The organism is Martelella alba (assembly GCF_006516955.1).
Taxonomy (GTDB): domain Bacteria; phylum Pseudomonadota; class Alphaproteobacteria; order Rhizobiales; family Rhizobiaceae; genus Martelella; species Martelella alba.
In genome coordinates this window covers 131,975-144,689 of the sequence record NZ_VHLG01000004.1, presented here as the reverse complement: position 1 = coordinate 144,689, position 12,715 = coordinate 131,975, and the positions used below count along the sequence as shown (strand labels likewise).

The following is a 12,715-nucleotide window of genomic DNA, read 5'->3' as shown; positions in this document are numbered from 1 at the left end:
GTGATAAGCCTATTTGTTGCAACCCTTAGGCAAGCGACGTCATGGCTGCGGGCGTGATCGCGCAAAAAAAGCCCCGGACGAAGCCGGGGCGAGTTACCAGAGAAAAGGAACAAAGGCGGGTATTACTCGGCGGCCTTCGGGGCCATCGGGTTGTTCGGATGGGTGGTCCAGTTGGCATAGTCGGCAGAGACGACCTTGCCGGTGCGCTTGTCGATGGCGCCGGGTTCGAGCGGCACCATGGTGATGCAGTCGGCGACGGGGCAGACATTGACGCAGAGATTGCAGCCGACGCAGTCCTCTTCCTTCACCTCGAAGCGCCGTTCGCCATCGACGATCGCCGTGATTGCCTGATGCGAGGTGTCCTCGCAGGCAATGTGGCATCGGCCGCATTTGATGCAGGCGTCCTGATCGATATTGGCCTTGGCGATGGCGTTGAGGTTGAGATATTGCCAGTCGGTGACATTCTTCACCGCGCGGCCGGAAATATCGTCCAGCGTGCGGTAGCCCTTGGTGTCCATCCAGTTGGAAAGCCCGGTGATCATCTCCTCGACGATCTTGAAGCCATAGGTCATGGCGGCGGTGCAGACCTGAACATTACCGGCGCCGAGAACCAGAAACTCCGCTGCGTCACGCCAGGTGGTGATGCCGCCGATACCGGAGATCGGCAGGTTCGGCGTTTCCGTATCGCGGGCGATTTCGGCAACCATGTTGAGCGCAATCGGCTTGACGGCCGGGCCGCAATAGCCGCCATGCGTGCCCTTGCCGCCAACGGTCGGAACGGGGGCCATGGCATCGAGATCAACGGAAACGATCGAGTTGATCGTGTTGATCAGCGACACAGCGTCGGTGCCGCCGCGGAAAGCGGCGCGGGCGGAATGGCGGATATCGGTGATATTCGGCGTCAGCTTGGTGATCACCGGCATGCGGGTATATTGCTTGCACCAGCGCACCACCATCTCGACATATTCCGGCACCTGGCCGACGGCGGCGCCCATGCCGCGTTCCGACATGCCGTGGGGACAGCCGAAATTGAGCTCGATGCCGTCGGCGCCGGTTTCTTCCACCAGCGGCAGGATCGCCTTCCAGGCCTCTTCCTCGCAGGGCACCATGATCGAGACGACGATCGCCCGGTCCGGCCAGCGTTGCTTGACTTCCTTGATCTCGCGCAGATTGGTGTAGAGATCGCGGTCGGTGATCAGCTCGATATTGTTGAGACCGAGAAGACGGCGGTCGGCGCCCCAGATGGCGCCATAGCGCGGACCGTTGACATTGACGACCGGCGGGCCTTCCTCGCCGAGCGTCTTCCAGACGACACCGCCCCAGCCGGCGCGAAAGGCGCGCTCGACATTATAGGCCTTGTCGGTTGGCGGTGCGGAGGCGAGCCAGAAGGGGTTGGGCGATTTGATACCGACGAAATTATTGGAAAGATCAGCCATGTTTCAACCCTCCCTTCAGGCGACGGCGCTTGCGCGCGTTTCGCCGGCAAGCATCCTGTTGATGGCAATAGCCGCGTCGCGGCCCTGGGCAACGGAGGTGACAGTCAGGTCCTCACCGCGCTTGATGCAGTCACCGCCGGCATAGACGCCGGCAATCGATGTTAGGCCGTCCTCGTCTACGGCAATGCGGCCGCCTTCAAGTTTCAGGCCTTCCAGATGGTCGGTGACAAAGGTCTGGCCGATGGCCTTCAGCACATGGTCTGCGGCGATAATGCCGGTCTCACCGGTGACGATTAGCTTGCCATTCTCGCTGGCGGTGTTGTCGAACAGCACCCCGGAAACGGCGCCGTTCTCACCGAGGATTTCCTTCGGTGCCAGATAATGGCGGATGAAGACGCCCTTCGAGGCGGCAAGCTCCTGCTCGAAGGTGGATGCGCCCATGGCCTCTGCACCGCGGCGATAGCAAAGCGTCACTTCGGCGGCGCCGAGAAGCTTTGCCTGCACGGCAGCATCGATGGCGGTCATGCCGCCGCCGAGGACAACCACATGGCTGCCAACCTTGACGGAGGCCTTGTCTTCGGCCTGGCGCAGCGTCTCGATGAAGTCGACGGCGTTTTCGCAGCCGTCCAGATCCTCGCCGGGGATGCCGAGCGCGTTGACCCCGCCAAGACCGATGCCGATGAAGACAGCGTCATAATCGCGGGTAAGGTCGCCAAGAGCAAAATCGCGGCCAAGTGCCATATTGTTGCGGATCTCGATACCGCCGATCTCCAGCAGATATTCAACCTCGCGCTGGGCGAAATCACCGGTGGTCTTGTAGGCCGCAAGGCCATATTCGTTGAGGCCGCCGGCCTTGGCCCTGGCCTCGAAGATCACGACATCATGACCGGCCATGGAAAGCCTGTGGGCGCAGGCAAGGCCTGCCGGGCCAGCGCCGATCACGGCGACCGTCTTGCCGGTGGCGGCAGCGCGGCCATAAAACTGCGTGCCTTCGACCATGACGGTGTCGGTCGCGTAGCGCTGCAGCAGGCCGATCTCGACCGGCTTTTCCTCCGCCGTATTGCGCACGCAGGCCTCCTGGCACAGCGTTTCGGTGGGACAGACGCGGGCGCACATGCCGCCGAGAATGTTCTGGTCAAGGATCGTCTTCGCCGCGCCGCTGGCATTGCCGGTGGATATCTGGCGGATGAAGAGCGGAATGTCGATCGCCGTCGGACAGGCTGTCATGCACGGCGCATCATAGCAGAAGTAGCAGCGGTCAGCCTCAACGGCTGCCTCATGCTTTTGCAACGGCGGATGCAGGTCAGAGAAGTTGCGCTCGTAATCGGCAGGCGTCAGACGCCCGCCCGCGCGGGCGGGTTCGGTGTCTTGCATAGGGTTCCCCTTTTTTGTTTCTGGGAAAAGCCTAACCCGGTTTGAAAATTTTATCAAACGGTAAAATTTTGCTTTCGGTCAGAAAATGACCGCAAATCCGGGCGATTTTGCACTTGTGATGATTGTGTTTTCGGCCGGTTCGCGCCAATAGGCTTGATCAAAACGTAAAAGCGAAGCACCCTGCGCTGGAAATGCCGTTGTCGGCGGTTTTGAAGAAAAGAAAACCAGACGATGTCGCAATACCTGATTCTGATCGTTAATTTTGCGGGAATGATGGCGCTGACAGCCATCGCCTTCGCATTTGTTATGCGTTCGGTGACGGTCGCCTACGCAAGACAGGTTCTCCTCGGTTTCATTCTGGGGCTGGGGGCCACGCTGGTATCCTTTCAGCCGGTCATGCACATCAACGGGCTGCAGATCGATCCGCGCAACCTGTTTGTCGGCTGTGCTGGTGCCTTTGCCGGGCCGATTGGTGGCCTGATCAGCTTCACCATGGCGGCAGCGACGCGCTATCTTGAAGAGGGGCCGTCTGCCAATGTCTGCGTGCTTTCGCTGTTCCTCGCCACCTGTCTTGGCCTCGTCTGGCGCCTGATGGTCAGCCGTTCCGGTCAGATGACCAGGATCCATCTCTTGCTGCTCGGTCCGGCGATCAGCCTTTCCTTTGTCTGCACTTTTTTGCTGCCGCGTTCGGACTGGGCGCCGGTCTTTTCATATGCCATTCCCTTCCTCGTCGTCACCAATATCATCGGCGCCTTTGTCCTGGGTGGCTTTCTGGAGCGTGAACGCCGGCGGGACCTGCGGGAAAAGGCGCTGCGCGTTCAGGCATCCGTCGATCCGTTGACCGGGCTTTTCAACCGCCGCGCCTTTGAGGAAGCCTATCGCGTTGCCGCCTTGCGCCAGACACCGCGCGGAGCGGCGCTTCTGCTGATCGATCTTGATCATTTCAAGAAGGTTAACGACACCTATGGCCATGCCGTCGGCGACAGGGTTCTCGTCGCCGTGGCCGAGCTGCTGCGCGAAAGCCTGCGTGGCACGGACCTGGCAGCGCGGCTAGGTGGCGAGGAATTCGCTGTCTTTCTACCCAATACCGGGCGCGAGAAAGCGCGTGAAATTGCCGAGCGGGCGCGCAGCGCCATGGCGGAAATTTCTGCCCCGGACAATGCTGATGCGCTCGCCATCACGACGAGCATCGGGGTGTGCTGGAGCCACGCCTGCCTGCCGATGGAGACGGCGCTGGAGCTTTCCGACCGTGCCCTTTACCAGGCCAAAATGCATGGTCGTGACCAGATTGTCCTTATGGAGCGCAATGCGGCCGCTACGCCATCGGAAGCGCATGCTTTTGCGAAAAGACGGCGCATGGTCGCCGAACATTGACAGTCTGCGGCCGCTTCCTTTCCACTTGAGGCTTGAAAAGGTTGCATGCTGACCGGTATCTCTCCTTCATTCATTGCGAGAGGTTTACACCGTGCAGAAAAAACTCAGCCTGGCCGAGGTAACGGCAATCGGGATTGGCGGGATGATCGGTGGCGGCATTTTCGCCGTGCTCGGTCTTGCCATAGCCGTTGCTGGCCATGCTGTGGCGTTCGCCCTTCTTGCCGGTGGCGTGATCGCGCTTCTGACCGGTATTTCCTATGCCCATCTCGGGCTTGAATTCAGAAATGACGGCGGCAGTTTCACCTATATCGAAAAAGCCTTTACGGCACCGGGCATTGCCGGTTTCGCCGGCTGGCTGCTGGTCGCAGGCTATGTCGGCACCCTGGCGCTTTACGCATCGGCTTTCGGCGCCTATGGCGCGACGTTTCTGCCTGAAGGTGCAGTCAATGCTGGTGTGCTGGCGGCCGTGGTGCTCACCGGTTTTCTGGTGATCAACCTCGTTGGCGCCAAGCTGTCGGGCGGCGTCGAGCTTGGGGTGGTTGCCATCAAGCTTGCCATTCTGGCGCTTTTTGCAGTGATTGCCGCCACGGGCATCAAGGCGTCGCATTTCACGCCGGTTTTTGATCACGGCTTTCCGGCGGCGCTTTCCGCCGTGGCGCTCATCTTTGTCGCCTATGAGGGATTTGAGCTTATCCCGAACGCCATTGACGAGATGGCGTCGCCCGAGCGGAACCTGAAACGAGCGATCGTGATTGCCATCTGCCTCACCACGCTGATTTATGTGGCTGTGGCGGTCGTGGCGCTGGGCAATCTGACACCGGCGGAAATCGCAAAGGATCAGGAATATGTTCTCGCTGTTGCCGCTCGGCCGATGCTCGGACAGTTCGGCTTCACGCTGATCGCGGCCGCCGCGCTCCTGTCAACGGCGTCGGCGATCAATGCAACGCTTTTCGGCGCAGCGCGGCTCGCCATGGTCATGGCGCGCGAAAGAGCCTTGCCGGCGATTTTCTCGATGCGCGAACGCAACCGGCCGATACCTTACGTGGCACTGATCGTGCTGACAGTTCTATCTCTCGCCTTTGCGGTTCTCGCGCCGCTTGAAGAGATTTCTCTCTTTGCCAGCGCCACATTTCTATTGATCTTTTTTGCGGTCAATCTGGCGGCCTTCAGGCTGTCGCGGCGAATCGCCATCAAGCCGGTTGTACCGCTGGCAGGTTGCCTGCTCTGTTTCGCGAGTTTCCTCGTCCTTGTCTGGCACACCTTTCAGACAGACCCGGTTGGCCTGCTGTTCCTGGCTGGTGCCTATGCCGTTGCTGCGGTGCTTGAATGTGCTCTTGTTCTGCGTCACGGCCGCCGGCCCGCCTGATCCGCCCGCACTGTCCCCTCACGCCATGTCGCGGCCGGTTACATCGATATCATTGGCGGCGAGACGCCGCTTGGGGCGCATCAGCGGTTCGGGGCGCACAGGTTCGGTATGCAGCATGTCCGCCCCGGCCAGAATGCCCTCGACCGCCTGAATTTCCAGCCGCTTGGCGTCCCGCTTGCGGATATCGTCGGTGATCGCCTGGGCGTCCTCCTCGCTGGTTCCGAGCGCAATCAGGGTCTCGCGGCCGAAGGTGAGGCCGGATTCCAGTGTTTCGCGTAGCTCATATTCAACGCCGCGGGCTCTGAGCGCCAGCGTGTGGCCGCGATCATAAGAACGGGCATAGATGTGAGCACGGGGGAAGTTCTCCTGGATCATGGCGACCACCTGATCGGTGATTTCGCGCTTCTGGGTGCAGACCGCAACGATCTTGGCCTTTTCAATACCGGCTGAAATCAGCACGTCCTTGCGGGTACCGTCGCCGAAATAGATGTGAAAGCCAAAGGCCGATGCCTGGCGAATGCGTTCGGCGGAATAGTCGATGATGGTGACATCGCGGCCGCTTGCCAGAAGGATCTGCGCGGCGATCTGGCCAAAACGGGAAAAACCAACCATCAGCACATCGGCGCCGGCGCCGGCAAAATCCTCCTCCATCTCCTCGTGATGGGTCTCTGTCCGGTAAAGTCTTGCGGCAAGCCGTACGCAAAGCGGCGTGACCACCATGGAGAGCGTGACAATGGTGATCAGCAGGGAGGCGGTGGCATTGGTAAACAGGCCGCCGGCTGCCGCCGTCGAGAACATGACAAAGCCGAATTCACCGCCCTGCGGCAAAAGGGCGGCGATGCGGATTGCGTCGGCATGCGAGGAGCCGCTGATGCGACAGAGCAGATAGATCACCGCTGCCTTGATCGCGACCAGCACCGGTACGGCCAGGATGATGAGGAGAATATTTTCCCACAGCACATCCAGTTCCAGTGACAGGCCGACGGCGATGAAGAAAATGGCGAGCATGACCCCGCGAAAGGGCTCGATATCGGCCTCAAGCTCATGACGATAGGAGGATTCGGCCAGCATCACCCCAGCAAGAAATGCCCCCATGGCCATGGAAAGGCCGACGAGATGCATGGCGGTTGCCGCGCCGATGACAATGAACAGGGCGGCAACGATCATCACTTCGCGCGCGCCTGTGGCGGCAATGATCTGGAAGACCGGCGTCAGCACATAGCGGCCTGCGGCAATCATCAGCGCGATCACCATCAGCGCAAGCGCAGCGTTCGCCAGCATGTCACTTCCCGACGTTCCCTCCGCACCGCCGGACAGAATGGCCAGCAGCGCCAGTAATGGCACGATGGCGATATCCTGAAACAGCAGCATGGAAAAGGCGCGCTGGCCGTAACGGGTGTTGACGTCACCGGCATCGTCGAGGATCTGCATGGCAAAGGCGGTGGAAGACAGCGCCAGGCCGTAGCCGGCAATGATGGCGGCGCTCCAGTCGAACTTGCCGGTCAGCATGACCAGTGGCGTCAGGATCGCCCCCGTCAGCAGCACCTGGGCAAAGCCGAGGCCGAAAATATCCTTGCGCATGGTCCATAGCCGGGCGGGCTTCAGTTCCAGTCCGATCATGAACAGGAGAAAGACGACGCCGAGTTCGGCGACGCTGAGGACTTCCTCGCCATTGGTGATGCGCTTGAACACGGGCCCGATGATCACGCCGGCGGCCAGATAACCCAGAACGGTGCCGAGACCGAGGCGCTTGAAAACAGGGGCGGCGATGGCAGCGCCTCCCAGCATCCACAGCAATTCGGAAAACATGCTCGCCTCGCTCGCCATAATGTGGATAGCCCCCTATAGGTTAATAAAAATCGAGCGTCATCAAAACGGCACTTGATGGAATACAAAGCGAACAATAAATGGAAGCGCAAGGAAAGGCCATGCCATGTCTGTGAATGACGCAAGCAGTGAATTGATCAGGAACGCTTCCAGGATTGTCGATGCCGCGAAGGCGGCGGGTGCCGATGCCGCAGATGTGGTTGTGTCGGAAGGTGTCTCCAACGCCATCTCTGTTCGCGATGGCAAACGTGAGAATGCACAGGCTTCCGAAAATCGGGGATTGTCGCTGCGCGTGTTTATCGGCAAGCGTATTGCCAGCGTGTCGACCAATTCCGCTGACGATGTGTCGGCTCTTGTCGAACGTGCCATCGCCATGGCGAAGGTATCGCCGGAAGACCCTTACGCCTGTCTGGCGGATGCCGATCGGCTGGCCGATGAAACGCCCGATCTGCAGCTTTACGATCCGACCGGTGTTTCACCGGAAAGGCTGGCCGAGCGGGCGCTTGCAGCGGAAGCGGCAGCCCTTGCGGTTCCCGGTGTCAGCAAAAGCTCCGGGGCGAGTGCTTCCAGCGGCGAAATTGCCTTCGCGCTTGTCACCAGCGGCGGTTTTGCCGGTGGCTACCGGCGATCCTATTTTTCCGTTTCGGCCTCGGCGGTTGCCGGGGACGGTACGGCGATGCAGCGCGATCATGATTCCGAGGCCCGCGCCTTTGATGCCGATCTGACGACACCCGAAGAGATCGGCCGCAATGCGGGTGAACGCGCCGTCGCGCGCCTTAATCCGCGCCAGCTCGAGACGCAGCACGGTATTGGCATCATCTTCGATCAGCGTGTTGCCACCAGCCTTGTCGGTCACCTTGCCGGTGCCATTTCCGGCAGTGCGATTGCGCGCAAAACGTCGTTTCTGAAAGACCGTCTCGGCAAGCAGGTGCTGAAGGCCGGGGTCAGCCTGATCGATGATCCGAGCATCCTTCGCGGGTCCGGTTCCCAGCCTTTCGACGGCGAAGGCGTGGCAAGCCAGAAATTGACCATGGTCGGTGATGGCGTTCTCAAGCAATGGTTCCTGTCGACAGCACTCGGGCGGGAGCTGGGGCTTGTGACCAATGGTCGCGGGGTGCGATCCGGCAATTCGCTCTCGGCCACGGGTACCAATCTCATTCTGGAGCCGGGTGCGGACACGCCGGAAGCCATGATGAAGGCGCTCGGTTCGGGTTTCCTGGTGACCGAGCTGATCGGTCATGGCGTCAATATGGTCACTGGTGAATATTCGCGCGGCGCGTCCGGCTTCTGGTTCGAAAATGGCGAGATTGCCTATCCCGTCTCGCAGATGACGCTCGCCGGAAATCTGAAGGACATGTATCTCAACATGACGCCGGCCAGCGATATTGATCGTCGCTATTCGATTGCAGCGCCCAGCCTTCTGGTCGAGGGACTGACGCTGGCAGGGCGCTGAAATGGTGCCTGACACGATGATCAACGCAACGGAGCATGACCGCTGGCTGGATGATCTGGCGCTGATTGAAGCGGCGGCCCGCGATGCTGGCGGCGTCGCGCTTGGCTATTTCGGTCAGGCGCCGCAGACCTGGTGGAAGAATAATGGCGCCTCTCCGGTCAGCGAGGCGGATTTCGCCGCCAATCGCCGGCTTGAAGCACTGTTGCGCCATGCCCGGCCCGATTATGGCTGGCTTTCCGAAGAAAGCGAGGATGACCCGGCCCGGCTTTCCTGTGAACGCGCTTTCGTTGTCGATCCGATCGATGGAACCCGTGGCTTCCTGGCCGGAGACAAGCGTTGGGTCGTGTCGGTTGCAGTGGTCAACCGGGGGGAGCCCGTTGCCGCCGTTCTGTTCGCTCCGGCGCTGGACGAGCTCTTTACTGCCTGCAAGGGCGGACCCGCCGCCAAAAACGGCGCTGATATTGCCTGCCGCCTCGCGGGCGCCGGGGATATGCTCGATTTTGCTGCGCCGGGCAATCTGGTGGAACGGCTTGCGCCTGCCATGCAAAAGCGTATTCACCGCGCCGGCCATGTTCCTTCGCTGGCCTATCGGCTGGCCATGGTGGCAGAGGGCCGGCTTGACGGCACGCTGGTCAGGACGGATTCCCATGACTGGGATATCGCAGCTGCTGATTTGATCCTGCGCTGTGCCGGGGCAAAGCTGGTCGATGGAGACGGCGTCGCGCCGCGCTATAATCTGGCGGATGTCTCCAAAGAAACGCTGTTTGCCGGATCATCGGATCTGGTTGATATGCTGCTGCGGCACTTTGATCGCAAACCCTTTGCTTGACATCCGCATCAATTACCGCGACACGAGTGGACGCATCTGCAACGATTTTTGCAAGCGAGGTTTCTCATGATCGATACGGTTGAAAACAAACAGCTTCTGCACCTGGTATTCGGCGGCGAACTGGAGCAGCTGGACGGCGTCAAGTTCTCCGATCTTGACCAGCTGGACATTGTCGGCATCTATCCCAACTACGCTGCGGCGCATACGGCATGGAAGTCCAAGGCTCAGCAGACTGTCGACAATGCCCATATGCGTTATTTCATCGTCCACCTGCATCGCCTGCTCGATCCCGAAGACTGATTCGTGCGATCAAAGGTCCAAATTCGGCCGCTGTTTACGGCTAAGAGCAGTCTAGAGGTTCTTCTGCCCGCAATATGATGGCGTAAATTGTTGATTTTACGCCTCTTCTTTTCGTGGTGCGGGCCTTCAGTCAGCCGTGCCATCATTGCGTGTGCAATCAGCTGATTAAGTGGTAACCTGACGAAGCGGTTCGTTTCGGACGGACGAATTTCTGGAGTGCATCTGGTTTTGACGATGACGGCGCGTATTTCGACATGGCTGGCGACGCAAGGCTACCGGTTTGCCGGGGTGGCGGTCTATCCACTGCTGCCGTTCATCTATCGCCGACGCGCGCGCCGGGGCAAGGAAGAACGGGCCCGCAAGGCCGAACGCTTCGGTCGCACGCGCGTCGCGCGACCGAATGGGCCACTGGTCTGGATTCATGCCGCAAGTGTTGGCGAGACGCTTTCCGTCGCGCCGATGATGGAGAAAATCGCGGCGCTTGGCATTAACGTGCTGCTGACCACGGGAACGGTCACCTCGGCAAAGCTTGCCGCAGAGCGTTTTCCCGATCAGGTGATCCACCAATATGTTCCCTTCGATGTGCCGCGTGCGGTGAGCCGTTTTCTGGATCACTGGCGGCCTGACGTCGCCATCAATGTCGAAAGCGAGATCTGGCCAACCATTATGGGTCAGCTATCGAAGCGGAACATTCCGCAGATTTTCGTTAATGGACGGATTTCCGACAAGTCCTATGATCGCTGGTTGAAGCGGCGCGATTTCGCCCGCAGCCTGTTTTCCCAGATTGCAAGCGTTCTGGCGCAGAGCGATCTTGACGGTGAACGGTTTCGTGAGCTGGGCGCCATGCGCGTTTCGGTCACGGGCAATCTGAAGGTTGATCGCGACCCGCCGCCCGCCGATGAGGTGGTGCTGGCGACATTGCGCCGTGAAATTGGCGACAGGCTGGTCTGGGCCGGCATTTCGACCTTTGAGGGTGAGGAAAAGGCGGTCTCCAACGTGCACCGCGTACTCAAAAGCCGCGTGCCGGGCCTGCTGACGGTGATCGTTCCGCGTCATCCCGAGCGCTGTGATCAGCTGACTGCGCTGTTTCAGGCCAAGGGGCTGAATGTCGTTCGCCGATCAGAGGGGGCGGCCATCACCGCTGAGACCGATATCCTGCTCGGCGATACGATGGGTGAGATGGGGCTTTACCTGCGTCTCGCCAGAATTGCCTTTGTTGGTCGGTCACTGACGGCGACGGGCGGGCAGAACCCGCTGGAGCCAGCCATGCTGGGCGCTGCCATTATCAGCGGCCCACATGTGCAGAATTTTCAGGATACCTACCAGAAACTGCGGGCAGCCGGCGCGGCGCGCACGGCTGATACGGTCGAACAGCTGGCGCGCAATGTCTACCAGCTTCTCAGTGTGGAAAAAGCCCGGGATGAGATGGTTGTCGCCGGTTATCGCACGGTAGAGTCCATGCGCGGTGCGCTTGCCGAAACGATGAAGCATCTTGACCGGCATCTTTCGCCGCTGGTTCTGGAGGCGCGGCTGAGTGCGCGGCTCTCCGCGCAGGGCGGCAATGCACCGCAGGCTGGCAGCGATCTGGATACGCCGATGCATGGCCGCATGCGCGCGTCGCGCTAGCATGGGGCTGGTGGTGACGGGAGAGCGGATGTGACATCGCTGCTCAGGGCTCCCGATTTCTGGCAGAAGCGTTATCACCCCTTCACCGTGGTGCTGATGCCGTTGTCGTGGATTTACGCCGCGATTGCTGACAGGCGCATGCGCGCTGCCAAAGGAGCCAGTCTGCCTGTGCCGGTGATTTGTGTCGGCAATTTCACTGCCGGTGGTGCGGGAAAATCCCCAACTGTTGAAGCGCTGGTCCATGCAGCGCGATCGCTCGGGCATAAGCCCGGCATTGTCATGCGCGGTTTCGGCGGGCAGGGCGGTGCCGCGCAGATCGTTGAAGCCGGCCGTGACAAAAGCGGCGATGTCGGGGATGAGGCCTTGATGCTGAGCGCCGTTGCACCCGTGGCGGTTTCGCCTCGACGGCATGATGCAGCGGATCTGCTGGTTCAGGCCGGCGTTAACATGATCATCATGGATGACGGGTTGCAAAGCGGCCGGCTGAAGCCGGATCTGGCCCTGGCTGTGATTGATCGAAAGCGCGGCCTTGGCAATGGCCTTGTCTTGCCGGCCGGCCCTCTCCGGGCCTCGCTTGCCGTCCAGCTGGAAAAGACGGACCGGCTGATCCTTGTCGGGGCAGACCAGACGGGCAACACGGCGGCGCTTGTCGCGCAGACAGGGCTTGCCGCGCTTGATGCGGCGATCCGTCCGCGTGATGCCGCGCGTTTTTCGGGCAGGCGGGTCCTTGCCTTTGCCGGCATTGGCTATCCGGAGAAATTTTTCGATACGCTGCGCGCTGCAGGTGCTGAGATTGTCAAAGCGGTGCCGCTTGCCGATCACCAGGCGATTGCGCCTGACACAGCCCGGGCCATTTGCGCCGATGCTGAAGCGACCGGGCTCGCTGTGGTGACGACAGCGAAGGATATGGCGCGTCTTGAAGGGGCAGCCGATCCGGCCCTGCAGGCATTGGCGACTGCAGCAGATGTGCTTGAGATTGACATGGTCTTTGCTGAAGCTGAAGCCGCAAAAGAGCTTGTCGCCACAGCAGTTGAGCGCTTTTCCCGGCGTATGGGCGCTTCAAAGACCGGTTTCAATCCAAATTGAATGGCAATTGCGGCCAATTGCCGTATTATCAAAAGGCAGAAACA

At 60.5% G+C, this 12,715-nt stretch carries 10 protein-coding genes; 7 read left to right on the top strand and 3 right to left on the bottom strand.

Going from position 1 to position 12,715, the window contains the following annotated elements; all coding sequences use genetic code 11:
- Positions 1-122 precede the first annotated feature (122 nt).
- Positions 123-1,436, bottom strand: a complete 1,314-nt coding sequence (gene preA, locus FJU08_RS09380) for an NAD-dependent dihydropyrimidine dehydrogenase subunit PreA (protein ID WP_141148745.1) — start codon at positions 1,434-1,436, stop codon at positions 123-125.
- A 15-nt stretch (positions 1,437-1,451) separates the two neighbouring features.
- Complete coding sequence (locus tag FJU08_RS09375; RefSeq protein ID WP_141148744.1) at positions 1,452-2,810, bottom strand: NAD(P)-dependent oxidoreductase; 1,359 nt, start codon at positions 2,808-2,810, stop codon at positions 1,452-1,454.
- 231 nt (positions 2,811-3,041) lie between these two features.
- On the opposite strand from FJU08_RS09375, the gene FJU08_RS09370 reads away from it, so the two are divergent.
- Entirely contained in the window at positions 3,042-4,184 is a 1,143-nt protein-coding gene (locus tag FJU08_RS09370; RefSeq protein WP_141148743.1) for a diguanylate cyclase, read from the top strand.
- Between the two features lie 91 nt (positions 4,185-4,275).
- A complete protein-coding gene (locus tag FJU08_RS09365; RefSeq protein WP_141148742.1) occupies positions 4,276-5,550 on the top strand; it encodes an APC family permease in 1,275 nt (424 codons plus the stop codon).
- 18 nt (positions 5,551-5,568) lie between these two features.
- On the opposite strand, the gene FJU08_RS09360 is transcribed toward FJU08_RS09365, so the two are convergent.
- Positions 5,569-7,377 carry a monovalent cation:proton antiporter-2 (CPA2) family protein gene (locus tag FJU08_RS09360; RefSeq protein ID WP_141148741.1) on the bottom strand — a complete coding sequence of 603 codons (1,809 nt, stop codon included), beginning with the start codon at positions 7,375-7,377 and terminating at the stop codon, positions 5,569-5,571.
- Between the two features lie 106 nt (positions 7,378-7,483).
- On the opposite strand from FJU08_RS09360, the gene FJU08_RS09355 reads away from it, so the two are divergent.
- From FJU08_RS09355 to lpxK, 5 genes are all read left to right on the top strand, one after another.
- A complete protein-coding gene (locus FJU08_RS09355) occupies positions 7,484-8,830 on the top strand; it encodes a TldD/PmbA family protein (protein WP_141148740.1) in 1,347 nt (448 codons plus the stop codon).
- A gap of 19 nt (positions 8,831-8,849) precedes the next feature.
- Positions 8,850-9,659 (top strand): 3'(2'),5'-bisphosphate nucleotidase CysQ, encoded by an 810-nt coding sequence (locus FJU08_RS09350; protein ID WP_141149019.1) that lies wholly within the window; start codon positions 8,850-8,852, stop codon positions 9,657-9,659.
- A gap of 66 nt (positions 9,660-9,725) precedes the next feature.
- Positions 9,726-9,959, top strand: coding sequence for a DUF4170 domain-containing protein (locus FJU08_RS09345; protein ID WP_141148739.1), 234 nt, complete (start codon positions 9,726-9,728; stop codon positions 9,957-9,959).
- Positions 9,960-10,193: 234 nt separating this feature from the next.
- Positions 10,194-11,585: a lipid IV(A) 3-deoxy-D-manno-octulosonic acid transferase gene (gene waaA, locus FJU08_RS09340; RefSeq protein ID WP_141148738.1), complete on the top strand. Its 1,392-nt coding sequence runs from the start codon at positions 10,194-10,196 to the stop codon at positions 11,583-11,585.
- 30 nt (positions 11,586-11,615) lie between these two features.
- Positions 11,616-12,671, top strand: a complete 1,056-nt coding sequence (lpxK, locus tag FJU08_RS09335; protein ID WP_141148737.1) for a tetraacyldisaccharide 4'-kinase — start codon at positions 11,616-11,618, stop codon at positions 12,669-12,671.
- Positions 12,672-12,715: the final 44 nt, after the last annotated feature.